We start from the raw sequence: 26,268 nt of genomic DNA, 5'->3' as shown, positions 1-26,268 counted from the left end.
CCACAGTCTGGCTGTGGGGATTACGCAAAATGTCGGCATTAGCCGTGACGACGTTCGAACTCAACCATGAAGTCTGTCAGTGCTTTAACGCCTTCCAGCGGCATGGCGTTATAAATAGAAGCACGCATTCCGCCGACCACACGGTGACCTTTCAGCGCATGTAAGCCCGCAGCGAAAGACTCTTCGAGGAACAATTTATCAAGCGCGCTATCCACCAACTGGAACGGCACGTTCATCCGCGAACGGTTAGCTTTCGCCACATCATTGCGGTAGAAATCGCTGTTATCAATCACACCATACAGCAGTTCTGCTTTTTGCTGATTGATCTTATCCATTGCAGCCACACCGCCGTTCGCTTTCAGCCATTTGAAGACCAGACCAGACAGATACCAGGCAAACGTTGGCGGCGTGTTAAACATGGAGTCGTTATCGTTGAGGATGGAATAATCCAGAATCGACGGACAAGCGATATTCGCTTTGCCCAGCAAATCTTCACGAACGATGACGATTGTCAGGCCAGCCGGGCCGATATTTTTCTGCGCGCCAGCGTAAATTACGCCATAACGGCTGACGTCAATCGGACGGGAAAGAATGGTTGAAGAGAAGTCGGCTGCGACCACCACATCTTTGCCGAAGTCTGGCGTTTCGTCGATGGCGATACCATCAATGGTTTCATTCGGGCAGTAATGCATATAAGCAGCATTATCAGAGAGTTGCCATTCGCGCATTGGCTTAACCGCACGCAGACCATCAACAGTCACTTTGGCGTCAAAGACATTAGGCGTGCAGTATTTTTTCGCTTCTTTAATGGCACTTGCCGCCCAGTAACCAGCATCAACATAATCTGCGGTGGTTTTATCACCAAGAATATTCAGCGGTACAGCAGCAAACTGACCGCGACCGCCGCCGTGGCAGAACAATACTTTGTAGTTGGAGGGGATATTAAGAAGATCACGAAAATCCTTCTCGGCTTCCTCTGCAACCTGAATGAACTCTTTGCCACGGTGACTCACTTCCATCACCGACGTACCGAGACCGTTCCAGTCGCGCAGTTCCTGTTGAGCCTGTTTAAGCACCTCTGCCGGTAGCATTGCCGGACCAGAACTAAAATTGAAGATTTGAGCCATTTCCCCTCACCACGTTGCGTTGCCATTAACCCCCGGTCAATCGATTGCGACCGCGGGTAATATGTTATTCCTGTGGCTATCGGTTTTATCATTCAGTGACACGCATCGCAATGGGTAAAAGCGTTGAGGGAAAAAATGCGGCACGCGTCACACAACAGAATCTCTCGGATTATTACCAAAAAACCGATATTTTTGCTGTCAGGTCACCCGTTTTGCCCGACTTGCCTTCGTCCATTCTGGATTTGCACAGCGCGGACATAATTGTTTTTCCCCCGCTTTCATATGAATGATTTCACTACAACGAATGCAGGCATAGTCCGCCGACTCCGGCACCACTTTGTAACGCTGAGTACAGTCACTGGGTAAAATAAGTAATCCCGGTTTTACTTTGTCATTCTCAAAGAAATAGACGCTAATTTGCCCGTTGGTTTCGAGAATAGCCAGACGTACCTGCCCCAGTTGTTCCACGCCACGCAACCGTAGTTCCATAAAGAACTCAAATTCCGTCATGTTGGAGTTATTGAGTTTCGACCAGGCCAGCTCGCCATCTTCAATAATGACAACTGGTTTACCTTCCAGCAAATCTTCCAGTTTTTCACTGTGCGCCATCAACCACATCACCAGGCGGTATAACAACGCCAGGGTAATAAAGACAATAAGCACCGGGACCATCGGCACATCATCATAAAACGCCACATCTCCCGCCGCTGACCCCAGCGTCAGAATGATTAACACTTCAAACAGCGACATCTGCCGCACACCGCGTCGTCCGGTCATTTTGAGGAACAAAAAGACCAGTACAAAGGTATAGAGACTACGTAGTGCAACTTCGCCAAGAAAATCAAAAGGCACTTTATCGAATGCCATACGGTGGAGATCGAACGCCTTCATTTTTATGCTCTTATCGTGGTTTATCCGCTAAAAGCATAGTCAACAGTTCATCGGCATGGCTGCGGTGATAGCGCCTTTGAGATAAAACCCGTATTATTGCGCGCTTTCCGTACGACTAAAGTGATTTTCATGACGCAAACATTTATCCCCGGCAAAGATGCCGCACTGGAAGATTCCATCGCTCGCTTCCAGCAAAAACTCTCCGACCTCGGTTTTCAGATTGAAGAGGCCTCCTGGCTGAATCCAGTACCGAACGTCTGGTCTGTGCACATTCGCGACAAAGAGTGCGCCCTGTGTTTTACCAACGGCAAAGGCGCAACCAAAAAAGCGGCGCTGGCTTCTGCCCTCGGTGAATATTTCGAGCGTCTGTCTACCAACTACTTCTTTGCGGACTTCTGGCTGGGCGAAACCATCGCCAACGGTCCGTTCGTGCATTATCCCAACGAAAAATGGTTCCCGCTGACCGAAAATGACGATGTGCCAGAAGGGCTGCTCGATGACCGTCTGCGCGCATTTTACGATCCGGAAAATGAACTGACCGGTAGCATGCTGATTGACCTGCAATCCGGTAACGAAGATCGTGGTATTTGCGGCCTGCCGTTTACGCGTCAGTCCGACAATCAGACCGTTTATATTCCGATGAATATCATTGGTAACCTGTACGTCTCCAACGGTATGTCCGCAGGTAATACCCGCAACGAAGCACGCGTTCAGGGATTGTCTGAAGTTTTCGAACGCTACGTGAAAAACCGCATTATTGCTGAAAGCATCAGCCTGCCAGAGATCCCGGCAGACGTGCTGGCACGTTACCCAGCGGTGGTTGAAGCCATCGAAACACTGGAAGCAGAAGGTTTCCCAATCTTTGCTTATGATGGTTCGCTTGGCGGCCAGTATCCGGTGATCTGCGTGGTACTGCTCAATCCTGCTAACGGTACCTGCTTTGCCTCTTTCGGTGCACATCCTGATTTTGGCGTAGCACTGGAACGTACCGTGACCGAGCTGCTGCAAGGTCGTGGCCTGAAAGATTTGGATGTGTTTACTCCACCAACCTTCGATGATGAAGAAGTCGCTGAACATACTAACCTCGAAACGCACTTTATCGACTCCAGCGGTTTGATCTCCTGGGACCTGTTCAAGCAGGATGCCGATTATCCGTTTGTGGACTGGAGCTTCTCCGGCACCACTGAAGAAGAGTTCGCCACGCTGATGGCTATCTTCAAAAAGGAAGATAAAGAAGTTTATATTGCCGATTACGAGCATCTGGGTGTCTACGCTTGCCGAATTATCGTGCCTGGCATGTCCGATATTTATCCGGCTGAAGATTTATGGCTGGCAAATAACGGTATGGGCAGCCATTTACGGGAAACAATTCTGTCACTGCCCGGTAGCGAGTGGGAAAAGGAAGATTACCTGAACCTCATCGAGCAACTGGATGAAGAAGGTTTTGATGACTTTACCCGCGTACGTGAGCTGCTGGGTCTGGCGACCGGACCGGATAACGGTTGGTACACCCTGCGTATCGGTGAATTAAAAGCCATGCTGGCGCTGGCTGGTGGCGATCTGGAACAGGCTCTGGTCTGGACCGAATGGACGATGGAGTTTAACTCATCAGTATTTAGTCCGGAACGCGCCAACTATTATCGTTGCCTGCAAACGTTGTTATTACTGGCACAGGAAGAAGATCGCCAGCCACTGCAATATCTGAATGCGTTTGTTCGCATGTACGGCGCAGATGCCGTAGAAGCCGCCAGTGCGGCAATGAGCGGCGAAGCGGCGTTTTATGGCTTGCAACCAGTAGATAGCGATCTGCACGCGTTTGCTGCACATCAGTCGTTGTTGAAGGCCTACGAAAAGCTGCAGCGCGCCAAAGCAGCATTCTGGGCAAAATAAAATCAAATAGCCTACGCAATGTAGGCTTAATGATTCGTCTGAGTTATATTACGGGGCGTTTTTTTAATGCCCCGCTTTACATATATTTGCATTAATAAAATAATTGTAATTATAAGGTTAAATATCGGTAATTTGTATTTAATAAATACGATCGATATTGTTACTTTATTCGCCTGTTGCTCCCTTTTAATTAACTGTTTTAGCGGAGGATGCGGAAAAAATTCAACTCATTTGTTAATTTTTAAAATTTATTTTTATTTGGATAATCAAATATTTACTCCGTATTTGCATAAAAACCATGCGAGTTACGGGCCTATAAGCCAGGCGAGATATGATCTATATCAATTTCTCATCTATAATGCTTTGTTAGTATCTCGTCGCCGACTTAATAAAGAGAGAGTTAGTGTGAAAGCTGACAACCCTTTTGATCTTTTACTTCCTGCTGCAATGGCCAAAGTGGCCGAAGAGGCAGGTGTCTATAAAGCAACGAAACATCCGCTTAAGACTTTCTATCTGGCGATTACCGCCGGTGTTTTCATCTCAATCGCATTCGTCTTCTATATCACAGCAACCACTGGCACAGGCACAATGCCCTTCGGCATGGCAAAACTGGTTGGCGGCATTTGCTTCTCTCTGGGGCTGATTCTTTGTGTTGTCTGCGGAGCCGATCTCTTTACTTCCACAGTGTTGATTGTTGTTGCCAAGGCGAGTGGGCGCATCACCTGGGGCCAGTTGGCGAAAAACTGGCTAAATGTCTATTTCGGCAACTTGGTCGGCGCACTGCTGTTTGTACTTTTAATGTGGCTTTCTGGCGAATATATGACCGCGAATGGTCAATGGGGACTAAACGTCCTACAAACCGCCGACCACAAAGTGCACCATACTTTTATTGAGGCCGTCTGTCTTGGTATCCTGGCAAACCTGATGGTATGTCTGGCAGTATGGATGAGTTATTCTGGCCGCAGCCTGATGGACAAAGCGTTTATCATGGTGCTGCCGGTCGCGATGTTTGTTGCCAGCGGTTTTGAGCACAGTATCGCAAACATGTTTATGATCCCGATGGGTATTGTAATCCGCGACTTCGCATCTCCGGAATTCTGGACCGCTGTCGGTTCTGCACCGGAAAATTTTTCTCACCTGACCGTGATGAACTTCATCACTGATAACCTGATTCCGGTTACGATCGGTAATATTATCGGCGGTGGTTTGTTGGTTGGGTTGACATACTGGGTCATTTACCTGCGTGAAAACGATCACCATTAATGGTTGTCGAAGTACGCAGTAAATAAAAAATCCACTTAAGAAGGTAGGTGTTACATGTCCGAGCTTAATGAAAAGTTAGCCACAGCCTGGGAAGGTTTTACCAAAGGTGACTGGCAGAATGAAGTAAACGTCCGTGACTTCATTCAGAAAAACTACACTCCGTACGAGGGTGATGAGTCCTTCCTGGCTGGCGCTACTGAAGCGACCACCACCCTGTGGGACAAAGTAATGGAAGGCGTTAAACTGGAAAACCGCACTCACGCGCCAGTTGACTTTGACACCGCTGTTGCTTCCACCATCACCTCTCACGACGCTGGCTACATCAACAAGCAGCTTGAGAAAATCGTTGGTCTGCAGACTGAAGCTCCGCTGAAACGTGCTCTTATCCCGTTCGGTGGTATCAAAATGATCGAAGGTTCCTGCAAAGCGTACAACCGCGAACTGGATCCGATGATCAAAAAAATCTTCACTGAATACCGTAAAACTCACAACCAGGGCGTGTTCGACGTTTACACTCCGGACATCCTGCGTTGCCGTAAATCTGGTGTTCTGACCGGTCTGCCAGATGCATATGGCCGTGGTCGTATCATCGGTGACTACCGTCGCGTTGCGCTGTACGGTATCGACTACCTGATGAAAGACAAACTGGCACAGTTCACCTCTCTGCAGGCTGACCTGGAAAACGGCGTAAATCTGGAAGCAACTATCCGTCTGCGCGAAGAAATTGCTGAACAGCACCGCGCTCTGGGTCAGATGAAAGAAATGGCTGCGAAATACGGCTACGACATCTCTGGTCCGGCTACCAACGCTCAGGAAGCTATCCAGTGGACTTACTTCGGCTACCTGGCTGCTGTTAAGTCTCAGAACGGTGCTGCAATGTCCTTCGGTCGTACATCCACCTTCCTGGATGTGTACATCGAACGTGACCTGAAAGCTGGCAAGATCACCGAACAAGAAGCGCAGGAAATGGTTGACCACCTGGTCATGAAACTGCGTATGGTTCGCTTCCTGCGTACTCCTGAGTACGATGAACTGTTCTCTGGCGACCCGATCTGGGCAACCGAATCTATCGGTGGTATGGGCCTCGACGGTCGTACCCTGGTTACCAAAAACAGCTTCCGTTTCCTGAACACCCTGTACACCATGGGTCCGTCTCCGGAACCGAACATGACCATTCTGTGGTCTGAAAAACTGCCGCTGAACTTCAAGAAATTCGCCGCTAAAGTGTCCATCGACACCTCTTCTCTGCAGTATGAGAACGATGACCTGATGCGTCCGGACTTCAACAACGATGACTACGCTATCGCTTGCTGCGTAAGCCCGATGATCGTTGGTAAACAAATGCAGTTCTTCGGTGCGCGTGCAAACCTGGCGAAAACCATGCTGTACGCAATCAACGGCGGCGTTGACGAAAAACTGAAAATGCAGGTTGGTCCGAAGTCTGAACCGATCAAAGGCGACCTCCTGAACTACGATGAAGTGATGGAGCGCATGGATCACTTCATGGACTGGCTGGCTAAACAGTACATCACTGCACTGAACATCATCCACTACATGCACGACAAGTACAGCTACGAAGCCTCTCTGATGGCGCTGCACGACCGTGACGTTATCCGCACCATGGCGTGTGGTATCGCTGGTCTGTCCGTTGCTGCTGACTCCCTGTCTGCAATCAAATATGCGAAAGTTAAACCGATTCGTGACGAAGACGGTCTGGCTATCGACTTCGAAATCGAAGGCGAATACCCGCAGTTTGGTAACAACGATCCGCGTGTAGATGACCTGGCTGTTGACCTGGTAGAACGTTTCATGAAGAAAATTCAGAAACTGCACACCTACCGTGACGCTATCCCGACTCAGTCTGTTCTGACCATCACTTCTAACGTTGTGTATGGTAAGAAAACCGGTAACACCCCAGACGGTCGTCGTGCTGGCGCGCCGTTCGGACCGGGTGCTAACCCGATGCACGGCCGTGACCAGAAAGGTGCTGTAGCTTCCCTGACTTCCGTTGCTAAACTGCCGTTCGCTTACGCTAAAGATGGTATCTCTTACACCTTCTCTATCGTTCCGAACGCACTGGGTAAAGACGACGAAGTTCGTAAGACCAACCTGGCTGGTCTGATGGATGGTTACTTCCACCACGAAGCGTCCATCGAAGGTGGTCAGCACCTGAACGTTAACGTGATGAACCGTGAAATGCTGCTCGACGCGATGGAAAACCCGGAAAAATATCCGCAGCTGACCATCCGTGTATCTGGCTACGCAGTACGTTTCAACTCGCTGACTAAAGAACAGCAGCAGGACGTTATTACTCGTACCTTCACTCAATCTATGTAATTAGATTTGACTGAAATCTTACAGTAAAAAGCGTACAATAAAGGCTCCACGAAAGTGGGGCCTTTTTTAGCAAGAGAGCCTTTTTTGTCAGCTATCTATACTTTAGGGTAACTGCCAAAACAGACTCGACGTAGCCTTCGAGCTGCGCACCAACACGGCCTCAGATGGGCCACATCTGGAGAAACACCGCAATGTCAGTTATTGGTGACATTTTTTGATATCTAATCATATGAAATAAAAGGATTTATTTCTGGTCACGTCCACACATTGACCACATCGACAAAAAAGCCCCTCGACTGAGGGGCTTTCTGTTTGTAATTACATCCACATAATTTGCTGCCCTGACGGCAATGGGTGCGGCCTTACGGCGTGGACTTCTCCCGGCTTCACGATGTATCGCTGTACCGACTCATAAGTGATGAACGTGGCGCTGCAATTCACGTTCTGACACTGGTGATAACGCTCTTTTGTCGTGTCAGTGATATAGCGGCTTGTACGCGCATGTGCGGCATGCTGGCATAAAGGACAATGAAACATCGCGAGCACCTCTTCCGGTTTTGTTGATGGTGCCATTTTAGTTAGTTTATCCTTATAAAACAAATAGATAAAAACAAATCATTACTCATCATCTTCTGTTTCGTACTCCACGTCAGAAAGCCTGACCTCAAGCTCTAAGGACGTCGTGAAGCCGCTATTATTCAGAAAATGTGTCACCTTAGTGATTGTCCAGTCCTGCTCGTCTATGACGCGCTTAAAGCCTGACACTTTGACCGGCGTTTCCGTGTAAATATCTGCCCGACCAGTAGCCAGACTGATGGAGAACTCCGCAACGCCCCGTTGCAGCTTATCCCACTTCGCCTGAGCGGCGCGCATGGCCTGCGCTTTCGTGGCATATACCGTGGTCAGGGCAAAAACGTTGTCAGCCTCACCAGCCATGTATTCACCTTCGCGCGCTTCCGGTACTTTTGGCGCTTTCTTCTGCGTGACTGGTTTCGCTTTCGGGTGCTCCAGTGCGCGCAGGTGTTTCTCTTTCTTTTTGCGTTTCAGTTTTACCTTCTGCTTTTGTGGCTTCGGGTCTTTGGTGTGTAACCACTTTGCCGTTACGCCGGTATAGGCTCCACGGTCAGCAATCGCAAAATGATGGCGGTCGCCGTCGCTGCGGGTTATGGTGACCTGCGGGATTTTTTTACCGCTGGCCGTCACCCCCTGCCCCGCTTTGAGAAACAACAGTTTTCCCATTTTTACCGAGACCTCACCGCCGTTGCGTTCTGCAAGACGGGTCAGGAATTTCGCATCAGACTCCTGCGACTGGTCGATGTGCGGGATTTTAATTCCTGCCAGTGACGGCGCGACACTGGCTTCCAGCCTGTTACGGGAGGCTATCGCCTCAACAATCGCACCGAGCGTGGTGTCATGCCAGGAGCCTTCACGGCGGGAATTGAGCGTCCCGCGAAAATCTGCACTCCGGGCGCGGATGGTGACCACATCCGGCGCGCCCCGGTGTTCAACCTCATCAACGGTAAATTTCCCTTTGCATACCAGGGCAAAACCTTTCCAGCCGATATACACCGTCAGGACAGCGCCACGAATCGGCAGCCCGACCTGCCCGTCGGCATCGTTCAGTTCAATATCAAGCTGATCAGCCTCAAAGCCCCGGTTATCCGTCAGGGTCATGCTCATCAGACGGTCGCTGATATTGCCGGTAATATCCCTGCTGTCGAGCATCAGCATGTAATCCGGCGTCAGCGTACTGCCTGCATCAAATGTCAGCGCATCCAGCATTATCCTGCCCCCGTCATACCCGTGAATCTGGTCGCCATACTGCCGGCCTTACTGATGAGCGACTCCGCCTGTTTACCGATATCGCCATAAAGCGCGGCCAGTGATTCATCAACGCGGGTGAGAGACAGCGTAAAATCAATTTTCCGGGGTGTGCCGTCTGCAAAGAAAATACTCCCTGTTTCACTCACCTTGCTGATGACATACATGCCGTAAATCATGCCAGTGCCATCCAGCAACGGCCACGCCCGGCCTTCATCTGCCATCAGCCTGAGCGTGGTCATCGTCAGCTTTCCGCCGGTCAGTTCGGGATAAAGCACACCGGCAAGCGTCATGTTTTCCTCACCCACACCGAGAAACTGGTAGGCATCCCGTTTACCGATACGGGAATTTGACGGCCAGCGATAATCTGATTCACGCTGCATGGTCTGGTGTGGCAGCGTCTGGCGCATAAAAACAAACATACCTAACGCGAGCATCATTTTTCGTCACCTCCTTAACCGTCATGCATCATGCTGGCACGGGCGCGCGCACGTTTATCCCGCTCGTATTTTTCGAGCGCGTCCTGTAACTGGCGGTCAAGCGGTGTCCCCGGCGCAGTACCACCCGTCAGGCTGATGTGATATTCGTTTTTACTCTGGTCTACATAAGAGCGGCCAGCCGGTGCCGTGACCGGCTGATAAGCCTGATAGCCTGCATAAGAGCTGGTCGCCGGAATATAGCCACCGGTACCATACGTGGCGGCATGAGTTCTGGCGGCGGTCTGGTCAAGTGTGTCTGACTCTTTGTTGATAACACCGAGTTTTTCCAGTACCCAGTCAATACCACTGCGCAGTTTGTTGAACGCATTAAGCGGCAGCATCAACGCGTCAGCCAGTGCCTGCCCGAACATGACGCCCGTATCACGGCAACGGTTCAGGGTGTCCTGTGTGGCTTTAACCGGGGCAATCAGGTTTTTAAACCACTGCCACGCGGCCTGTAACTTTTCGCCCAGCCAGTCAAACACCGGCTTCAGTGGCGTGAACAGTTCCCCCACCGGCGCAAATGCCGCTTTCAGCCCTTCAACCACACCGCCAAAGAATGCGCTGACAGGCTCCCAGTATTTACGGATAAGCAACGCCCCGGCGACAATGGCGGCCACCACGGCCACAACCGGCCAGCTAATCGCCCCGATGGCCGTCATAACAGCACTGCCAACCGTCGTGAAGATTGCCCCCATTGCGCCTGCTGCCGCGATAATGGCATTGATGCCGGTGATAACCGGCCAGGCTACAAGACCAATGGCACCGATGATGCCAATAAGTGCCAGCGCGCCACCGACAATGAGGCCGATGGTTGACGCCAGTGATTTGTTTTTCTTGATCCAGCCGTCGAGTTTTAACACATACTTTGTGGCAGTCTGAGTGAGCTTACGCAGTGCGCCTTCCTGCTGGTCAAACAGGTCAGTCCCCACTGCCTCATAAGCGGACTGAAACTCCTTAAAGTCACCGCCGAGGTTATCCTGCATGATTTTAACCAGCTCTTCCGTTTTACCGTCCGAGGCTTTCAGCGTGGCGGCCAGCGTATCCAGTTTTCCGCTTGCTGCCGCTGCCAGTAAAACGTTCGCTGATTTCAGGGCTTCCTCACCAAAAATGGTTTTAAGGTATTCCCCCTTCTGAGACGTTCCCAGCTTGTGTTTATCAAAGCTGGCCTGAATCTCTTTCAGAATGGTGAACAACGGACGCATATTTCCCTTTTTGTCCGAGGTTTTAACGCCAAGCTCTTTGAGTGCATCCCATGCTTTTCCAGTCGGTGCCTGTAATCGGGTGACAACGGCACTGCTCCCCGTCCCCGCCATTGACCCCCTGATGTTATTATCATGCAGCACACCTGTCATGGCCGCTGCCTGCTCAAGACTTACACCTGCCGTCCTCGCAACCGGACCGAGGTAAGTCAGTGCATCACTGAGTCCCTGAAAATCAGCCGCCGACTTATTCATCGTTGCCGACAACACGTCGCCCACATGGCTGACATCATCATTTGACAGTTGAAAGGATGCCTTAGTCCCCAGCAACAGTTGCGCGTTTTCTTCCATCGACCGCTGATTCGCCAGTGCCATATTCAGCGTGACCGGCGTTGCCGCCTGAATAGCCGCAGCATCTCCACCCGCTTTCGCAATGATAATCTGTGCACCGGCTGCATCATCTGCCGAGGCTGCGGTATTGTCGCCGAGCTGGCGCGCCTGCTTGCGGAGTGCGGTCATTTCGGCGGAGTCTTTTGCCACTCCCAGCACGGCCTGCAATTCTGAGTTTTTCTGCGCAAACTCATAACCGGGCATCAGCAGCTTAACTCCGGCCATCGTTCCCGCCGCCGCAATCCCCACACCGGCAGCGCCCACCGAGGCCATATTTCCGGCCAGCTCCTTTCCGGCCTGATAACGCTGTTTTACTGCGTTAAGTTTTGCCTGTTGCGCACTGACACGCGCCAGCGCATCACGCTGACGGTTAAGCTGTGTGGTGGTTTCACTGATACGGTTTTTCAGCCCTCGTTCATCATGCGCCAGATTACGGGTATTAATACCCGCCTGACTCAATTCCTGACGCTGGCGCTGTACCGACAATCTCAGGCTGTTATATTTCGCCTGTAACTCAGACGCATTTTTACGCGCGGCTTCCATTGCCTTTGCCTGTGCATTTGTCGGTCGTTCAGTATTTTTAAACTGGACAGCCAGAGCTGCGGCTTCCTGTCTGGCTTTTTTCAGTTCCTGACCAGTCACGGCGAGCTGTGCACTGGTCTTGCGGAACCCCTCAATACGGGATGCCTGACCGTTCAGCTCGCGCAGTGATTTTTGTGTTTCCCGGATATCCCCCGACAGCGACTTGCTCGCTGTGCGGATGGATTTAAACGGGCGGGATGCCTGGTCAACAGCCCTGAGCAATACCTGTAATTTTACATTGTTACTCATTCGTGTTTCCGCTTCGCCGGAGCGCCTTTTCGCGCCATGTGATGAGTTCGGCCAGGCTCATGGGATACAGTTCTGATGGCGGCCAGTGAAATATCACTGCCACATCCGCCATCAGGTCATCGACCGAGAGATTTTTCGGAAACGTCACTGCACCGAGTTCGGCGACAAAAAACCGACCACCTTACCGACCAGCGCCACAAGGTCAGGCAGTTCCAGCGCGGCGACTTCCTGCTCGGTCAGCATCGGTGCCGTCATGCGCGGCAGCACCTTAATCAGTGCATCGACTTCGGAGTTCGCGACCGCAGCCAGGCTGACACCGCGCAGCGTCCCGGCATTGGGTTTCATCAGCGTGACCTGTTCGATAACCTGCTCACCACGCTTGACCGGATTGTCCAGGGTAATCACATTTTCTTTGTTCATGGTTTTCTCACTTCTGAATCAGGGTTAACCGGTCAGCCAGGCTGACCGGATGAAAATCACAGGCCGATATTTCGGCGGTGTTGCTCCAGCCGGTCGACGCCGTTCACCTTCTCAATCATGTTGATGGTGTCGATTTCGACCAGCTCCTTACCGTCCATCGTCAGCCGGAAATAAGTACAAATCACCGGGAGTTTCGATTCGGTATCCTCTCCCTGTTTACCCTCTCCGGTATCGACTTCTTTCTGACGCCCACGCATGACCACTTCGACGGCCACCGTTTCGCCGGTATCGTCGCGCTGGTAAGAACCAGCAAAACGAATCGGTACGGCATCAGCACTGGTTGCAGCGTAAAGCTCCCAGATAACCGAATCCGGGAAGCCCCCGAGCGACCACTCCATTGACAGCGCATCATCATCAAGGCCGAGGTCTACCGGTGCGCTGCCGTTCATCCCCGCACCGCGATAGTTTTCGAGCTTACGGGTCAGTTTTGGCAGCGTGACGGACTTTGCAACGCCCTGATAGCTGTAGCCGTTCAGAAAGACATTCATGTATTTGAGTTTGCGCGGCATTGCCATCGGTCAGGCTCCTTAATTGCTGTTAACCGAGGTGACCAGATTTGCCAGGTATTTATCAGTAATACGCTGGCGCAGGGTCAGGTTTTCAAGAGGAGGCACCGGGGTATAGTCGTAGTCGATATACAGTTTTCCGGCCTTGAGGGTTTCCGCATCGTTGGATTCTTCACTGAACCAGCAGGTCGCATCCACGATATAGCCGTTTGTTTTCAGCTCTCGGAATTTGGCATTGATGCCATCAACGATGTCGCGAATCAGCGTTGCGGTGATGGGCTTGTCCACCGCCCACATGTGCGCCTCAGCCATCGTGTCGGCCAGCACCTGCGCGGTGCGGGTGTAGTTTTCAAAGAGGAACAGCGGGTCATCAGAGCAGGTACGGTTACCCCAGAAGCGGAAACCGTCACGACGAATCAGCGTTGTGACGCCTGACTCGTTAAGCAGGTCAGCATCGGTGCCGGACTCCTGCAAATCCCAGAATACAGATGCGCTGATGCCGGTAACACCGTTCACCCCGACGTTGGACAGCGTTTTATGCCAGCCCTGCTCCTGGTCAATTTTAGCGCGCAGGCCCAGTGCACGGGCGGTGGCATACGCGGTGGCGGTGGTACTGGTGACCGTATCCCATGCGAGGAAATCCGGCCAGATGACCATCAGCTCACGCTGGCTGAAATTCTGGCGATAGGCTTTCACCTCGGAAATGGTTTTACAGTCCCATGCGCTGATATACCCGAAAGCGCGCAGCTTCTGACAGACTGATGCCAGTGCAACAGCCACCTCTTTGGTGTCCAGTCCCGGCACGCCGAGAATGCGCGGTTTAACACCGGTTACCGACTCCGCCGCCAGCAGGGCTTTCAGTCCGGTGTACTGACCGTTTTCGTCAGTGGTGCCGATGATATTGGAAACGGTCTGCGCGAGTTTCGTTTCTTCGTCGTCGCCGGTGCCGTCTTCCACGCGCACGACAACGGTGACCGGTTTTGACTGGTCGGCGATGGCCTGCAGCGACGCCGCCAGCGTGCCTTTTTTACCGGCCTTTGCAATTGCGCTCTGCACATTGGTAATCAGCACCGGTTTATTGAGGGGGAAGGTTTCCGCATCCGCATCGCTGGCCGTGCAGACCATGCCGACAATGGCAGTGGATACAGTGGAAATGACGCGGGTGCCGTCGTTAATCTCCAGCACCTGCACGCCATGATGATAGTCACTCATCCGTTTAACTCCGTGGTTAATGGGTACAACTATTTTCTGTTGGGCAGTGCATGAGACGCTATTTGACCTGGCTGGTCAGTGAATGAAACAACAGATAAAGAAAAGACGGGCAATCAGCCCGCCTTTTCTTTATTTGTTCTCACTTAGCTTCCAGCTGACAAGTTACATAATCAAAACGCTATTAAATCTGACAGTCTGCCTTGAGCGAATAGCAGACATTCATTAATATGTTTGTTAGGCTAACTTTATATGATGATTACTGAAATTAATCTTAGTTTGAGAATTGCATTAGGGGAATAAAATGGATGTCAATGAACTTAGAGAGTTACTTATCAAGCATAATGGTCTTCAAAATACTGATGAAGTCTATACGTTTTATTATGATGAAACGAATAACATTCGAAAACTATATTTAAAAGATTCTGGTTTCAATGTTGTAAAGGCGGATAATTTCATCCTTGCAGGAATACTACACAAAGGGTTAAGCACTGACAGCGATTATTCAACCCTATTTCAAAAGCTTAATCTTCAAAAAAGTGCCCATGAGTTAAAACTCAGACATATTGCTAAGGGTAGTTTTTTGGACATGCTTAAATCTGATAAGATTTTAATTATTCTAAACTGGCTTATCGAAAACAATTTCTATATCCATTATTTTAATCTTAATGTCACATACTGGTCTATTATTGACATTGTTGATTCTATTATTGGAGAGCTACACAATCCTTTTTATATCATGAACCACATGTCATTTAAGAGCGATTTTTATGAGCTTGCCAATAGCAATCCCGATGTTTTCCTGAATGCTCTACATAAATTTAACTACCCCGATATTCCAGAAGAAAAAGTTTATGAGTTTTGCCTCTGGCTTATCGATTTTACATGCATGCACAGTTGTATGCTACCAGATTTTCGAGCACTCGCACTCGAAAATTTGGTTAAAGAATCTCTAAAAATCGAAGAACTACCGTTCATATCGGGATTTCATGGTCGAGAACTGATCGATAGCTTTATGGTATTCTATTTAAGAAACTTGTATCTATTTAAAAATTCCATTCACATATTTGATGAAGAAAAAAGCATTCAAGATGAAGTTAAAAACTTCCCGTTAACTGAAAATGGCATACCAATACAGAATCATGAATTCGTTAAATCCCACGACTCAGAGGCTGTCCAACTATCTGATGTTATCGCAGGCTTTTTGGGTAAGTATTTTTCTTACTTAAAAGATGTAAATGACGAGCAATTAGCGATTGATAAGTCAGCCTTAACGAGCAAGCAATTTGAGACCCTTTCTGCGTTAAAACACATTATTGATGTTTCTGATGATGTTAGCAGAGGATTTTTTAATGAAGTTAGCAGCGAGGGAGAGCGACGAAGAAATAACCGTTTTTTACATGGTGTATAATCGTAAGAGGTAAATTCTGCTTTTGGCACAGAGCGAACTGTCAGATTATTTTTTACTCTGTGCCATAGATGTATAAACTCACATCAGAGCTTCTACAATTTATTGCGGCATTTCCGGCCATTCTATATCCGGAGCATCTTCCGGCTGAACGCGATTCAGTAACACACGGTATTTTTTCCAGTGTGTCAGGCTTAACTTTTCTTCCTCGGTAGCCATATCTAAATCGACAGCATCCTGCAGCGTGGCAATAATTTCACCTGCATATGCAATCAGCTCTTTCTTCTGAGAGTCAGCCGCTCTGACAAGCGCATCACGCTCTGCATTCTCATCATTCACCCACGCATTGCCGTTCCATTTCTGATAATCCCCCTCCGGGGAAATGGCTGTCACGTCTGGAGGTAATGCGCCAAGTTCAGAAATATAAATGGCTGCTCCCGTTTTCGTTTCATAGACAGTCTTTCCGCGATGGTCTTCCATCAGTTCCCATTTCATTTCATCTGCATTGAAAACGGCAGCAAAACCCGCCGGAATATCAGGTGGTGTAATATCTGTACTGTTTGCAGGCAGACCTGTATGCGGCGGAATATATGCATCACTTTCGCCAATAAATTCATTGGTTCCATCAAGTAAATTGAAAACGCGGATAGTTTGTGCTTCTGCACTCATTCTGAAAGCCATTATGCAAGCCTCACAATATAGTTAAATGCGATGTTTTTGACGGTGTTTTCGGTATTACCTGTAGCATTAACGGTAATAGAGTGCCCGTGTGAGCCAATAGCAACCGTGTGTGAATGTGCACCAATACCAACAGTATGGTTATGTGCTCCAATATCTACCGTGTGGGCATGATTCCCGGCAGCTCCTGATGTGCCATTAAACGATGGGTTGTCAAAGCCTGTTTTACCGGTTTCACCATTAGTATTGGCATTCCCTCTGTAAATGGTATGTGTATGGTTACCTGTGGTATTAGTGGTTTTTGTTCCGTAGTTAAACGTACTGACTGTCTTCGTGCCGTAATCAAATGAACTGGTTGTTTTCGTTCCCAAATCCGTATTTGACGCACTGGCGCTGTGAGTATGCGATTTAATCCCGTCCTGTTCCTGTGACAATACGGCACGCCCACTGGCGGGTTTGCCCTTGATTGTCCAGCCGCGCATATCTGGAATAACACCAGAAGGATAGGCTATAGCCAGTTTCGGATATGCTGCCTTATCAAACGTCTGCCCCTGCATAATTGCATAGCCCGCAGGTGGTGTATCTGATGGCCACGGCAGCGGAACACCAGGCGGAAACGCTTCAATATTTGCCGAGCCGTCAAATTTTACGCCGTTAATTGTCCTTGCCGTTTTCAGCTTTGTTGCTGTAGCCGCATTGCCGGACAGTTCACCAGAAAGGCCTGCACTGAATGTCTGTTTTGCCTCCCATGTCTGGGCTTCGTCGATAATTGGTAGCCGACGAATATTGAAGCTACGCTCCCCAGGATTTCCATATAAGCGGACTGTAAAAAAACGATAGTTGGTTTTGTTTGAAGTGCTGCGCCATACCTGCATTGAACGGGCGACACCTCCGCCTTCACTGGGGCCAACAGTGATATTTATCAGGTTAGTATCAATGACGCCCCATTCCATCCCATCGGGAATATTGGTCATATCTGAAAGCCTGACAGTTATCATGCTGCCCGGTATAAAGTCGTAGGTCTGCCAGTCCAGACTGGATAACCTGTCGGTAACACCGCCGACACCTAATTTAGTGAGTAATGATTTTGAGTTGTATACTTCCGCCCATTCCCCCCAGTCAGTTTCACCGCTGGCGCGGGTTCGCTGAAATGTCCGGTTTTTATAGGCATCCGTTGCTGAAACAGTCGTGTATGTCTGGATATACGATTCAATATCACAACGTTTTTTCACTTCAACTATTGAGCCAACAGCAAGATCTTTAGAGTCGGTGACAGGTGCATTTGTGGCCTGTTTCGTAACGCTATAAATACCAGGCTTTAAAAGGTCATCAAGATCCCCTGAATAAGTCCATCCCGTGGACTGATACCCAACAGCAATCCAGTCCTCCCATTGTGGATTTTCTGCATCCCATGAGGCAGTCAGTCCGCGAATGTACATAGTCCCACTACGGGTGGTGTAACGTTGCATCCTCCCATACAGACCGCCTTCAAAGACTTCCAGAATACCCTGCCCAAAACTCCCTTCCTCCGGGAAATGACGGTCAAATGAGGCTATTGATGTACTGCTATTGCGCCATATTCCCAGGTGTTCCGCACCACCTAAAGAATTCAGGTCAATTGACGTGCTTAATGGGCGAGTCCCGCTTGTAATAACTCTCCATGCACTCCATACAGGACTGACAGGGTTCCATTCTGCATCAAGCATCCGAATGTAAATATTACCGGTTCGGGTGGTGTAGCGTTGTGTGCAGTGAAAGCGACCAGCATTGAATACTTCCAGAACCCCATTGCCTTTATCTTCAGGGTAACCAGACTCTGGTTTTGCAGTGGATTGTGACGGACATGACCACGTTCCAAGATATTTTTCTTCTGGGCCATAGGAGTCAAGATTGTCAGTGGTTGGAATCATTCCATTGTGTTTCATAAACGTCAGGCTGGTAACGCCAATATTGTCCAGAAAAGCGCCCTTATCTGGAATATCGCCACCGTTCTGGTCTTTCTGCAGACGTTTCTCAGCATTGTCATAGGCTGCTTTTACTGCCTTTGGCGTTGCCGCCAGCTTTTCACTGGTGCTGTTTGTTGCACTGCTTAACTGAGTAAAACCTTTTTCTGTCAGCGTGGCGTCAGGATGGCGGCGGGACTGCTCATGCTCTGCGATTTTGTCATCGACATAATCCTGCGTCGCCATCACTGTGCTGGCATCAATACTCAGCTCAACGGACGCCACATTGCTGAGAATAATAACCATGCGGCAGGTCTGCGCACGTCCGGAGCCTTCAGCCAGTTCTGGTTTATAGCTTTCTGCCATGTTGGATACCGCAATCAGTGTTCCGGCATCGTCATACAGACCAAGCTCACGCATCCAGAAGCCGCCCACTTCGGGCGGTACAACCAGTTCAGCCACGATATAGTTTTTATTCTTATTATCCACGCTGACTTTATTCAGAGCATGACGCCAGACCTCATGCACCAGTTTCGTCTGACCGGCATCCGGCACCGGCAATTTGCCATTACCGTCACCCACGGCCATTGCAGACAGGTTTACTTTTTTCCCGCCGGGGACAGTGGCGGCTGCCAGCTTTGCGGCTCCGGCAGTAGTGATAACGGTTTTAAATTTCGTGCTCATTGTTTCTCACTTATCCGGGATAAACAGTAATAACATCACCATCACAGACCACACCGCCTGTATACAGATAGCCGGGAATGTCCTGGATAATGTTCAGACCGATAAGGTGGCGACTTGCGGGTTTGGCATCGGCAATCAGCCGTTCCATTTCCAGATACATCTCCTCCGTGATGCCGCTTTCCAGTACGCCGATATCAAGGCGGAAGGTTCCGGGCGGGTCGTTTGTCTCCCACCATTCCTTTACGTTAATGAGATAGCCGAGCGGCTCCACCACACGCCGGATTGCGCCGATAGTGCCTTTATGACAGTGGATGAAATACGCATCGCGGATAACGGCGCGTTTTGTCGCTTCCGGCCACTTTTCATCCCACCTGTCGACCGAAAACGCCCACGCCAGCCACGGCAGCAGATTTGCCGGACAGGAGTCCGGGTTCCACAGCTCACGAATACTGACCGGTGTTTTTTCAATTTCCGCACAGGCTTTTGCGGCGGCAACTTCAAGCGGTGATGAGCCGGTCGGCAGCAGTCGCGAATCACTCATCCGAGCCTCCGGTCACGACGCTGTATTCGGTACAGAAAGACGCCTGCGTACTGTTGAGCACAATGTCGGCCAGTGGTGCGGCCAGCTCGACACGCTGCACGCCTTCCACATGCAAAGCGGCATAAATGGCAGACAGACGGATGTCGCGCCCCAGCCGGTGCTGTGCCGTGATGTACGCTTCTAGTTTTTTCACGGCGGCAGCGCGGATGGGTTCGCTTTCGGGACCAGGGTAAAGGTAAAGCGTGGCGTTTATCTGGTATTCAACGATGGCGGCAGACTGCACGGTCACGCGGTCGGCCACCGGCCTGACGTCCTCGCCATTAAGGGCGTTACGCACCACAGCCAGCAGGTCTTCGGATGCGACGCCGTTATTTTCACGTGACAGCACAGAGATGGTGACGCAGGCCGGAGACGGACTGGTGACAGAGATATCCGCGACACGCCCGTCGGCACTGCGGCCATGATACTGATAGGCACCCACCGACCCGGCGACGCTTAAACCTTCAAACGCCTGCTGAATACGCAGACGATAATCGGTGTCAGATTCCATCACTGCCGGTGTCGGCGGGATGGTCGAATCATCTGCCGGGGTGATAATCAGGCGCGTGGTGTTGTAATTGGCACCAATCACATCAAGGTCATTACCGGCTGCACAGGCCAGCATCACCGCCCGTGCAGCCTCATTCACACGCTGACGCCAGATAAGCTCACGATAAGCATTTTCCTCCAGCAGTTTGACGAGAGGCTCAGATTCCAGCGTCAGGGTACGGGCGACCGCCTCCTGCTGGTCTTCCGGGTAAAGGGAAATCAGTGTCGCCTTGCGTTCGGCAAGAATGGTTTCAAAGTCCAGCTCCTCGACCACATCCGGTGCGGGTAGCTGGTTCAGGTCGATAATCGGCATGGTTTCAACTCACAGGGATGGTTAACGAAAGTGGCTGGCCGGTGTCGTTGTGCTGGCCGGTTAACGTGACCGTCATTCGCCCGTCAAAACTGCGCTCAGTGGTGACGGATGACAGGGTGACTCGGGGTTCCCATTTCAGCACCGCCATGTAACAGGCGACCTTAATCTGCAACTCAAGCGCCGGGGTCTGCGGCTGGTCAATCATTGATGCCAGCAACGAGCCGTAATCACGACGCATCACCCGTGAGCCGACCGGTGTGCGCAGGATATCGCCGATACTCTGGCTGATATGCTCAAGGTCAGTGACAGTCTGGCCATCACTGCGATTCATTCCGAGATAACGCGCTGTCATAGAGGACTCCCGGTTGTGCCGCCGCTGTCGCCGGGGTGTTTATGGGTATGCAGTACCTTACCGTTTGATGAGAGTTCACCGCCGGTGTGTTCAATGTTGCCGCGCATCGTCCCGCCCTTCTGCACTTCCAGCGTGCCGGTAATCAGCCTGTTGGTGCAGACCACCTCCGGTGTGTCCAGGGTGACGCGGGTTGATGCTTTCACCATGACCACAGGCACCGTGGCGGTAACAGAATCAGAAGCCGTCACGCTGGCCGTTTTAATTCCGCTTACCGTAAGTGCACTGGTTTCGGGTTCATACTCAATCACCGCCCCGTCAGGGAAACGGATATGCAGGGCATCCGCCGACGCAGACGGCGCGGGATTATCGCCGGAATAAATCCCCGGCAGAACAAACGCCGTGTCGAGTTCACCGCCCACGGACAGAATCAACACCTGTTCCCCCACGGAAGGTGCCCACCATGTGCGCGAACGTCCGGCGCGATGGGTCAGCCACTGAAGCCAGTCGGTGCACATGCCGCCGGTCTGCACACGGCAGCGACCGGCGTTAAGGTCGGTTTCGACGATAATGCCGGTGCGAATCATATTGCGTATAAAGCGAAGTATTTCATTGTATTGTGTATTCATTCGAGAATAATGATTCTGTACAATCCCGAAGTAAATCACGCAACGATTTCTGGTGCACAGAACAACAAGGGACAACAAAATCCATAATGAACACTTACTTTTTCTCATCAAAAACAATGAAAGAATTGTTCAAAGATTATCTGGTCTTTTTGAACACGCTGACACCCAGCACAACCTTTGAATCAAACAGAAACAAAATAATTGCTCAAGCAATAGACTTCATTTCTGAAAACCCAGAAGATTGGGACAAAAAATCCCAGTACAACATTGTCAGGATTGGTAATACCTTTACAAACTTATTAAAAGAAAAGGGAGAGGATAACAACAGCATCAATTTTATATTCACTTGTTTTTTTAGATTTATTATTGAGCCAAGTATTCTCTCTCCTGAGACAGATACTTTCTTTTCACCACTAAAAACCATCAAGGATTTCGCTCTGTATAACTATAATGAATTCGATGAACAAAGCAGAGCACAGATAGACTTTTCTCTTAGAGAACTACCATTAGCAATGGTTAAAGAAGTTTTAAGCTCAGGCAATGTGGACACATATAAAAAATATATTGATAGTTTAAGCGAAGGTCGTCAATTTTTCGAAAAATGCGAGTCCTTTTTAAAGGAACAACATACCAAAATAGAGTCAATTAAAGAATCATTGAAAGGGTATGAGGTCGCATTTAATTTTGTTGGATTGTTTGAAGGCTTTAATTCACTTGGCAAAAAGAAAGAACGTGAAATTTTACTATCAAGAATAATCCTTATCATCTTAGCTATAATCATCCCATCCCCGCTGATATACTATGGAATGCATAAATTACCAACTCTCGAAACGACAAATGCTGCCACATATTTCATGTCAGCACTACCTTTTGCATCAGTCACATTGATTTTCATGTATTACTTTAGAGTTGTACTGATAAATCACATATCGTTACGAACTCAGATTATGCAAATAGAACTCAGAAAGAGCCTTTGTCAGTTTATTCAGAGTTATAGCGACTATTCCTCAGAGATAAGGGAAAACAACCCAGAAGCTCTTTCAAAATTTGAAGACGTAGTATTTTCGAACATCATGCTATCCGATGATAAGATACCATCTACATTTGATGGTATTGAACAAATAGCATCGTTAATCAATGCATTGAAAAATGGCAAGTAATGATAAAAGGCCAATAACTGGCCTTTTATTTATTAACGTAAAGATTCAAAATAAATCATACTAAATCAAATAATTTCATTCTTATATTCTCAGATCAATAAAGCTAGCGATTCAGGTGAGCCAGAATAATCTCTTCAATCATCTGCACATCCTCACCGGTAAAGCCGAGCAGAGGACGCGCCGGATAATCAATTTTCTTACCGTCTTTCCTGTTTTCTTCCGACAGACCGAACTGATGCACGCTGGCGATTTTCGGTGACTTCCCGCCGTAAAATTCCATTGATGCCTGCTCCGGGCTGGCGCGGATATGCAAAAAACGACTGGTGATAAGTTTCGCAAACATTTTTCGCTTAACGCGACCGGTCTTTTTTCTGGCGCTCTGCTGCTGGCGTGGCGCGTAGGGTGTGCCGTCCGGGGCTTTCTGTGCTATCACCCGACGCTGCTGACTCTGCCGCAGACGTTTCGCCAGTTCGGCACTCAGTCGCCGACGCCCTGACGGTGACAGCGACTCAATCAGTCCGGTCAGTCGGTCTTCAAAACGCTTAAACTCATTCATCCCACTTGCTCACCAGTTCGCCATTGATATACAGCTCCATCGGGCGGGTGACCGGCTCCGGCGGCGGAGGTTCCGGGATATTCTTCACATGCAGCGCACCGCCCACCTCACTAACCAGCGTACGCTCGGTCAGCATCAGGCTGATGCTGATATCAAAGCTGCTGTCATTGTTGATGTCTGCATAAAACGTGAAGCCCTTTTTCTGGCCTGCGTCGGTGGTCATGATGTCGGGCTGATTTTCCCGCAGCCACGCCAGCACCGGCACAATGAGCAGGTCAAAATCACCGGTAAAGTCGGTCACAATGACATTGAGCGTGTAACGCTTTTCGAATGACAACGACGTCGCCAGTGTGGAGGCAATACTCCCGTTATCCACGAATATCCGCAGCATCTCGGGGCTGGTTTTCAGCACCGTGACGGCATCAGTCAGTGCCCTGCGCAGGCTGTCGGGTTTGAGCATCGTTTTCGTCCTGACAGTGTTTAATCATTTTTACCTGGCTGGCACAACGTGCCAGCGCGTTCTCAAGCTGCCGGATATCGGCACTTAAATCGCCGTTCTTCTGCGGGTCACTGCCCGGCATCGGGCAAAGACTCACTTTCGGGCAGGCGTTGTGGACAATCACTGGCGTCAGTGCAGGCCGGACGCTGGTGCAACCGGCGCACAGCATCAGGCAGGTCAGCACCGTACCAGCGGCGGAAATCTTCGTTTTCATTCAGTAACCTCGTGATGGTTTTCTCGCGCTGTGCTTCACGCTTCGCGGTGTTCTCCAGCTCCTGACGCAGTGCAACCTGCGCCAGCTCGTTTTTATCTGCCCTGGTGATGGCAACATGAAGCTGATTTTTCAGCATGGTGATGGTCGTCTGCTGCCCGCTGGCGACGTTGTTCGCCCTGTCCAGCGAGGCGCGCAGGCTGGCGTTTTCATGCTTCACCAGAAACAGCCCGGCCACCGCCAGCGATAACAACACAACCAGCACAATCATCAGCTTTGACATGGTTCCCGCCCCTCAAAACGCTGACGGCAGGCCGTACGTATCAGCCGGAAAAACAGCGACGCCACGAGATAAATCAGCGCGGTAAAAATCCACCCGGCAGCGACCAGCGAGATAAATGTCGCCACCATCACCACCAGAGCCACCGCCCGTCTGCGCCACGGCACCGGCTGCAAAAACAGCGACGTGACAATCTTCACGGCCAGCGATTCCGGCGGCAGCTCCCGCCCGTAGCGTTCCAGTACATACTCTGTGGCATACACGCCGACACCGCCGGCAACCACACAGATAACCGTCGCCAGAATCGCCCAGGCAGCGACAAAATTGACGGCCACGCTCTGCGGGTAAATCAGGGACAGTGCCAGCATCAGCGCCAGCGACACGTTCAGCATCAGTGAAAGGGATAATTTCTTCATGGTGTTGACTCCGTTTAAGCCGGTACACCGCCGGCGGTACGCCAGACGGTGACCAGTTTTTCCAGTGAATGCTCACGCTGACCGTAACCGGCACCCGGCAGGGACGCCCAGATATTGCGACAGCGTGAAATGGCGCGCTCAATGCGTCCCGCCCGAATGTCCTCCAGTGCACCGCGTTCGCGGATCAACTGAATGGCGAGTCTGTCCTGTGACAACGGACTGAAATCCGGCAGGGCAAGCTGTTTGCGGTAGTGTGGCCAGAACAGGTAAAGCTGCTGATAGCGACCGGAGGCCGTGGATTTTTCACCGCGACGGTTAAACACCTTCGCCGGTCGACCATGTGCGAACGGGTGGTCACTGTAGTCGGTGAAAATTTCCGGCTTTCCGTCCAGTCCGGTGACTATCACGTCATAGCCCCGGTTTTTCGTCAGCGGATGGTTCGCCGTCCCTTCGGACACGGCCAGCATGTCGAGAAAGGCGGCGATATTCTGATGCGTGTTAATTACCGGCATTACGGTTTCCCCCTGCCCTTAAAACGGCGCTGAATGGCAATCTCAATCACCTGATAACCGGCGATACCCAGCATGGATCCGATGCCGCACACCGCAGGCAGTGACAGGTCAGGAAACTGCACCAGAACAACACCGGCAACCATCGAGACAAAACCACCGAGCAACATGCGCCCGATAAACAGACGCGGGGTGATGGGTTCACCACCGGCAAGCACCTTGCCGACAACAATCAGCACCCCAATCATGAAAAGCGACAGGACGCTTTTTTCTTCTGCTGTCATGCGTTACTCCCACAGATTGACAGTTTCAGCTACGGGCGCGGTCTGAACGTCGGGCAGTTCGACGGCGGTGCCGTGCGGCAGCACCGCACCCAGTTCAGCCAGTCCCGGATTTGCGGCGAGCACGGTCTCAACCACGCCCTCAGTGCGCCCGTAATACCGGACACAAATGGCGTCGAGCGTGTCGCCCTGTAGCGCAAAGGTCTTCATCAGATTTGACTCACGATGCAGCGCGGCTTGTCCTGGATACGCGCCACCGCCCAGCGCATATCCCGCCACAGCTCATCAATGGTGCTGTCAATGCTGTCGGCCTTCTTGTCGCCCTTGGCACTGGCATCCACGCCGCGGTAACGCTCATAAAGCGACGCGGTCGCCATCGCACACACGGCGCGCTCGTAGTAAAAAACTTTGATGCTTTCACCGTCGATGTCGTCCGCCGGAACGTCCGCCAGACGCGTAAAACCGGCGGCAATTTTCTGTTCGCGGTACTCGTACAGCTCCGCATTCGTCTCCGCCATGCCTGACTTGATGGCCTCACGCAGACGGGCGGGGGCGACGGTCTGCTCAAGGCGCATACGTTCCCGGACGCGCTTCGGGTCGATATCGGGAAAAAAGAACGTGTTTTTAATCACCGGCTCGTCGCCTGCCGGTTGCGGGATGACCACCGTACCCTCACCGGACACGGGAGCCTCCTTTCGCGGAATAATCAGCGTCATCATGACTACCTCTGAAAAGTCGGGCGGTGGACGCCGGTGCAGTGTCAGGTGATTCACCCTCACTGACCGGCGTGCCGCCCT

At 50.7% G+C, this 26,268-nt stretch carries 30 protein-coding genes; 5 read left to right on the top strand and 25 right to left on the bottom strand.

The features are described from left to right. Positions 1-38 precede the first annotated feature (38 nt). Entirely contained in the window at positions 39-1,127 is a 1,089-nt protein-coding gene (gene serC / locus D9736_RS09765) for a 3-phosphoserine/phosphohydroxythreonine transaminase (protein ID WP_130215745.1), read from the bottom strand. A 198-nt stretch (positions 1,128-1,325) separates the two neighbouring features. Further along, on the bottom strand, positions 1,326-2,018 hold the full coding sequence (locus D9736_RS09760; RefSeq protein WP_130215743.1) for a DUF421 domain-containing protein: 693 nt from the start codon (positions 2,016-2,018) through the stop codon (positions 1,326-1,328). A gap of 129 nt (positions 2,019-2,147) precedes the next feature. On the opposite strand from D9736_RS09760, the gene ycaO reads away from it, so the two are divergent. The 3 genes from ycaO to pflB all read left to right on the top strand — a co-directional run bounded on the left by ycaO (position 2,148) and on the right by pflB (position 7,508). Beyond that, positions 2,148-3,908 (top strand): 30S ribosomal protein S12 methylthiotransferase accessory factor YcaO, encoded by a 1,761-nt coding sequence (ycaO, locus tag D9736_RS09755; RefSeq protein ID WP_130258237.1) that lies wholly within the window; start codon positions 2,148-2,150, stop codon positions 3,906-3,908. A 405-nt stretch (positions 3,909-4,313) separates the two neighbouring features. Further along, the gene (focA, locus tag D9736_RS09750) at positions 4,314-5,171 is read left to right on the top strand and encodes a formate transporter FocA (RefSeq protein WP_000642546.1); all 858 of its coding nucleotides are present in this window, start codon (positions 4,314-4,316) and stop codon (positions 5,169-5,171) included. Positions 5,172-5,225: 54 nt separating this feature from the next. Next, a complete protein-coding gene (gene pflB, locus D9736_RS09745; RefSeq protein ID WP_130258236.1) occupies positions 5,226-7,508 on the top strand; it encodes a formate C-acetyltransferase in 2,283 nt (760 codons plus the stop codon). A 318-nt stretch (positions 7,509-7,826) separates the two neighbouring features. Here the strand turns inward: pflB and ogrK are convergent, their stop codons facing one another. The 8 genes from ogrK to D9736_RS09700 form a co-directional block, all read right to left on the bottom strand. Continuing rightward, a complete protein-coding gene (gene ogrK, locus D9736_RS09735; protein WP_000468308.1) occupies positions 7,827-8,045 on the bottom strand; it encodes a prophage transcriptional regulator OgrK in 219 nt (72 codons plus the stop codon). A gap of 81 nt (positions 8,046-8,126) precedes the next feature. After that, a complete protein-coding gene (locus tag D9736_RS09730; RefSeq protein ID WP_000882940.1) occupies positions 8,127-9,290 on the bottom strand; it encodes a phage late control D family protein in 1,164 nt (387 codons plus the stop codon). Further along, entirely contained in the window at positions 9,290-9,769 is a 480-nt protein-coding gene (locus D9736_RS09725; protein WP_130258235.1) for a phage tail protein, read from the bottom strand. The genes D9736_RS09730 and D9736_RS09725 overlap by 1 nt, the downstream gene beginning before the upstream one ends. A gap of 14 nt (positions 9,770-9,783) precedes the next feature. Then, a complete protein-coding gene (locus D9736_RS09720; protein ID WP_130258234.1) occupies positions 9,784-12,231 on the bottom strand; it encodes a phage tail tape measure protein in 2,448 nt (815 codons plus the stop codon). After that, positions 12,224-12,379, bottom strand: coding sequence for a GpE family phage tail protein (locus D9736_RS09715; protein ID WP_024196108.1), 156 nt, complete (start codon positions 12,377-12,379; stop codon positions 12,224-12,226). Before D9736_RS09715 ends, D9736_RS09720 begins: the two co-directional genes overlap by 8 nt. Continuing rightward, complete coding sequence (locus tag D9736_RS09710; RefSeq protein WP_130258233.1) at positions 12,376-12,651, bottom strand: phage tail assembly protein; 276 nt, start codon at positions 12,649-12,651, stop codon at positions 12,376-12,378. Before D9736_RS09710 ends, D9736_RS09715 begins: the two co-directional genes overlap by 4 nt. Positions 12,652-12,707: 56 nt before the next feature. Beyond that, positions 12,708-13,226: a phage major tail tube protein gene (locus D9736_RS09705; RefSeq protein WP_024221248.1), complete on the bottom strand. Its 519-nt coding sequence runs from the start codon at positions 13,224-13,226 to the stop codon at positions 12,708-12,710. Positions 13,227-13,238: 12 nt separating this feature from the next. Continuing rightward, entirely contained in the window at positions 13,239-14,429 is a 1,191-nt protein-coding gene (locus tag D9736_RS09700) for a phage tail sheath protein (RefSeq protein ID WP_032301922.1), read from the bottom strand. Positions 14,430-14,730: 301 nt separating this feature from the next. Between D9736_RS09700 and D9736_RS09695 the strand changes: the two genes are divergently transcribed. Further along, positions 14,731-15,837, top strand: coding sequence for a DUF3800 domain-containing protein (locus D9736_RS09695; protein WP_130258232.1), 1,107 nt, complete (start codon positions 14,731-14,733; stop codon positions 15,835-15,837). A gap of 99 nt (positions 15,838-15,936) precedes the next feature. Here the strand turns inward: D9736_RS09695 and D9736_RS09690 are convergent, their stop codons facing one another. Genes D9736_RS09690 through D9736_RS09665 form a run of 6 tightly spaced genes read right to left on the bottom strand, consistent with a single transcriptional unit; the run spans position 15,937 to position 21,559 of the window. Further along, positions 15,937-16,515 carry a tail fiber assembly protein gene (locus D9736_RS09690; RefSeq protein ID WP_130258231.1) on the bottom strand — a complete coding sequence of 193 codons (579 nt, stop codon included), beginning with the start codon at positions 16,513-16,515 and terminating at the stop codon, positions 15,937-15,939. Continuing rightward, complete coding sequence (locus D9736_RS09685) at positions 16,515-19,139, bottom strand: phage tail protein (protein ID WP_130258230.1); 2,625 nt, start codon at positions 19,137-19,139, stop codon at positions 16,515-16,517. The genes D9736_RS09690 and D9736_RS09685 overlap by 1 nt, the downstream gene beginning before the upstream one ends. A 10-nt stretch (positions 19,140-19,149) precedes the next feature. Then, the gene (locus D9736_RS09680; protein WP_105291091.1) at positions 19,150-19,680 is read right to left on the bottom strand and encodes a phage tail protein I; all 531 of its coding nucleotides are present in this window, start codon (positions 19,678-19,680) and stop codon (positions 19,150-19,152) included. Continuing rightward, entirely contained in the window at positions 19,673-20,581 is a 909-nt protein-coding gene (locus D9736_RS09675; RefSeq protein WP_001121475.1) for a baseplate assembly protein, read from the bottom strand. The genes D9736_RS09680 and D9736_RS09675 overlap by 8 nt, the downstream gene beginning before the upstream one ends. Before the next feature lie 4 nt (positions 20,582-20,585). Beyond that, positions 20,586-20,933 carry a GPW/gp25 family protein gene (locus D9736_RS09670; RefSeq protein ID WP_033552407.1) on the bottom strand — a complete coding sequence of 116 codons (348 nt, stop codon included), beginning with the start codon at positions 20,931-20,933 and terminating at the stop codon, positions 20,586-20,588. Beyond that, positions 20,930-21,559 (bottom strand): phage baseplate assembly protein V, encoded by a 630-nt coding sequence (locus tag D9736_RS09665; protein WP_130258229.1) that lies wholly within the window; start codon positions 21,557-21,559, stop codon positions 20,930-20,932. The genes D9736_RS09670 and D9736_RS09665 overlap by 4 nt, the downstream gene beginning before the upstream one ends. Positions 21,560-21,645: 86 nt before the next feature. On the opposite strand from D9736_RS09665, the gene D9736_RS09660 reads away from it, so the two are divergent. After that, on the top strand, positions 21,646-22,719 hold the full coding sequence (locus tag D9736_RS09660) for a hypothetical protein (protein WP_130258228.1): 1,074 nt from the start codon (positions 21,646-21,648) through the stop codon (positions 22,717-22,719). Between the two features lie 103 nt (positions 22,720-22,822). Here D9736_RS09660 and D9736_RS09655 read toward each other — a convergent pair whose 3' ends face one another. From D9736_RS09655 to D9736_RS09615, 9 genes are read right to left on the bottom strand one after another with little or no spacing between them, the layout of a single operon-like run. Continuing rightward, positions 22,823-23,275 (bottom strand): phage virion morphogenesis protein, encoded by a 453-nt coding sequence (locus D9736_RS09655; RefSeq protein WP_130258227.1) that lies wholly within the window; start codon positions 23,273-23,275, stop codon positions 22,823-22,825. Continuing rightward, positions 23,268-23,735: a phage tail protein gene (locus D9736_RS09650; RefSeq protein WP_130258226.1), complete on the bottom strand. Its 468-nt coding sequence runs from the start codon at positions 23,733-23,735 to the stop codon at positions 23,268-23,270. Before D9736_RS09650 ends, D9736_RS09655 begins: the two co-directional genes overlap by 8 nt. Continuing rightward, a complete protein-coding gene (gene lysC, locus D9736_RS23585) occupies positions 23,698-23,943 on the bottom strand; it encodes an Rz1-like lysis system protein LysC (RefSeq protein WP_240779335.1) in 246 nt (81 codons plus the stop codon). The genes D9736_RS09650 and lysC overlap by 38 nt, the downstream gene beginning before the upstream one ends. Continuing rightward, positions 23,843-24,268: an Rz-like lysis system protein LysB gene (lysB, locus tag D9736_RS09640; RefSeq protein ID WP_130258225.1), complete on the bottom strand. Its 426-nt coding sequence runs from the start codon at positions 24,266-24,268 to the stop codon at positions 23,843-23,845. Before lysB ends, lysC begins: the two co-directional genes overlap by 101 nt. Continuing rightward, positions 24,256-24,681 (bottom strand): DNZ54_00345 family protein, encoded by a 426-nt coding sequence (locus D9736_RS09635; RefSeq protein ID WP_130258224.1) that lies wholly within the window; start codon positions 24,679-24,681, stop codon positions 24,256-24,258. The genes lysB and D9736_RS09635 overlap by 13 nt, the downstream gene beginning before the upstream one ends. Positions 24,682-24,695: 14 nt before the next feature. Then, positions 24,696-25,193: a glycoside hydrolase family 104 protein gene (locus D9736_RS09630; protein WP_069898860.1), complete on the bottom strand. Its 498-nt coding sequence runs from the start codon at positions 25,191-25,193 to the stop codon at positions 24,696-24,698. Then, entirely contained in the window at positions 25,193-25,474 is a 282-nt protein-coding gene (locus D9736_RS09625) for a phage holin family protein (protein ID WP_000123123.1), read from the bottom strand. Before D9736_RS09625 ends, D9736_RS09630 begins: the two co-directional genes overlap by 1 nt. Before the next feature lie 3 nt (positions 25,475-25,477). Continuing rightward, a complete protein-coding gene (locus D9736_RS09620; protein ID WP_000846409.1) occupies positions 25,478-25,681 on the bottom strand; it encodes a tail protein X in 204 nt (67 codons plus the stop codon). Continuing rightward, positions 25,681-26,190: a head completion/stabilization protein gene (locus D9736_RS09615; RefSeq protein WP_000988633.1), complete on the bottom strand. Its 510-nt coding sequence runs from the start codon at positions 26,188-26,190 to the stop codon at positions 25,681-25,683. The genes D9736_RS09620 and D9736_RS09615 overlap by 1 nt, the downstream gene beginning before the upstream one ends. Positions 26,191-26,268 lie beyond the last annotated feature (78 nt).

This window comes from Escherichia sp. E10V10 (genome assembly GCF_004211985.1).
GTDB lineage: Bacteria > Pseudomonadota > Gammaproteobacteria > Enterobacterales > Enterobacteriaceae > Escherichia.
Note: the sequence above shows the minus strand (reverse complement) of the source record. Positions and strands in the feature narration are given on the sequence as shown.

Coding starts and splice junctions, on each gene's coding strand:
- D9736_RS09680 (WP_105291091.1), bottom strand. CDS start 19,680: ATGAGTGATTCGCGACTGCTGCCGACCGGCTCATCACCGCTTGAAGTT.
- D9736_RS09725 (WP_130258235.1), bottom strand. CDS start 9,769: ATGATGCTCGCGTTAGGTATGTTTGTTTTTATGCGCCAGACGCTGCCA.
- D9736_RS09760 (WP_130215743.1), bottom strand. CDS start 2,018: ATGAAGGCGTTCGATCTCCACCGTATGGCATTCGATAAAGTGCCTTTT.
- D9736_RS09730 (WP_000882940.1), bottom strand. CDS start 9,290: ATGCTGGATGCGCTGACATTTGATGCAGGCAGTACGCTGACGCCGGAT.
- serC (WP_130215745.1), bottom strand. CDS start 1,127: ATGGCTCAAATCTTCAATTTTAGTTCTGGTCCGGCAATGCTACCGGCA.
- lysB (WP_130258225.1), bottom strand. CDS start 24,268: ATGTCAAAGCTGATGATTGTGCTGGTTGTGTTGTTATCGCTGGCGGTG.
- D9736_RS09660 (WP_130258228.1), top strand. CDS start 21,646: ATGAACACTTACTTTTTCTCATCAAAAACAATGAAAGAATTGTTCAAA.
- D9736_RS09695 (WP_130258232.1), top strand. CDS start 14,731: ATGGATGTCAATGAACTTAGAGAGTTACTTATCAAGCATAATGGTCTT.
- D9736_RS09685 (WP_130258230.1), bottom strand. CDS start 19,139: ATGAGCACGAAATTTAAAACCGTTATCACTACTGCCGGAGCCGCAAAG.
- ycaO (WP_130258237.1), top strand. CDS start 2,148: ATGACGCAAACATTTATCCCCGGCAAAGATGCCGCACTGGAAGATTCC.
- D9736_RS09650 (WP_130258226.1), bottom strand. CDS start 23,735: ATGCTCAAACCCGACAGCCTGCGCAGGGCACTGACTGATGCCGTCACG.
- pflB (WP_130258236.1), top strand. CDS start 5,226: ATGTCCGAGCTTAATGAAAAGTTAGCCACAGCCTGGGAAGGTTTTACC.
- D9736_RS09635 (WP_130258224.1), bottom strand. CDS start 24,681: ATGAAGAAATTATCCCTTTCACTGATGCTGAACGTGTCGCTGGCGCTG.
- D9736_RS09675 (WP_001121475.1), bottom strand. CDS start 20,581: ATGCCGATTATCGACCTGAACCAGCTACCCGCACCGGATGTGGTCGAG.
- lysC (WP_240779335.1), bottom strand. CDS start 23,943: ATGCTGTGCGCCGGTTGCACCAGCGTCCGGCCTGCACTGACGCCAGTG.
- D9736_RS09710 (WP_130258233.1), bottom strand. CDS start 12,651: ATGAACAAAGAAAATGTGATTACCCTGGACAATCCGGTCAAGCGTGGT.
- ogrK (WP_000468308.1), bottom strand. CDS start 8,045: ATGTTTCATTGTCCTTTATGCCAGCATGCCGCACATGCGCGTACAAGC.
- D9736_RS09620 (WP_000846409.1), bottom strand. CDS start 25,681: ATGAAGACCTTTGCGCTACAGGGCGACACGCTCGACGCCATTTGTGTC.
- D9736_RS09630 (WP_069898860.1), bottom strand. CDS start 25,193: ATGCCGGTAATTAACACGCATCAGAATATCGCCGCCTTTCTCGACATG.
- D9736_RS09705 (WP_024221248.1), bottom strand. CDS start 13,226: ATGGCAATGCCGCGCAAACTCAAATACATGAATGTCTTTCTGAACGGC.
- D9736_RS09670 (WP_033552407.1), bottom strand. CDS start 20,933: ATGACAGCGCGTTATCTCGGAATGAATCGCAGTGATGGCCAGACTGTC.
- D9736_RS09625 (WP_000123123.1), bottom strand. CDS start 25,474: ATGACAGCAGAAGAAAAAAGCGTCCTGTCGCTTTTCATGATTGGGGTG.
- D9736_RS09615 (WP_000988633.1), bottom strand. CDS start 26,190: ATGATGACGCTGATTATTCCGCGAAAGGAGGCTCCCGTGTCCGGTGAG.
- D9736_RS09700 (WP_032301922.1), bottom strand. CDS start 14,429: ATGAGTGACTATCATCATGGCGTGCAGGTGCTGGAGATTAACGACGGC.
- D9736_RS09665 (WP_130258229.1), bottom strand. CDS start 21,559: ATGAATACACAATACAATGAAATACTTCGCTTTATACGCAATATGATT.
- D9736_RS09655 (WP_130258227.1), bottom strand. CDS start 23,275: ATGAATGAGTTTAAGCGTTTTGAAGACCGACTGACCGGACTGATTGAG.
- D9736_RS09720 (WP_130258234.1), bottom strand. CDS start 12,231: ATGAGTAACAATGTAAAATTACAGGTATTGCTCAGGGCTGTTGACCAG.
- D9736_RS09690 (WP_130258231.1), bottom strand. CDS start 16,515: ATGGCTTTCAGAATGAGTGCAGAAGCACAAACTATCCGCGTTTTCAAT.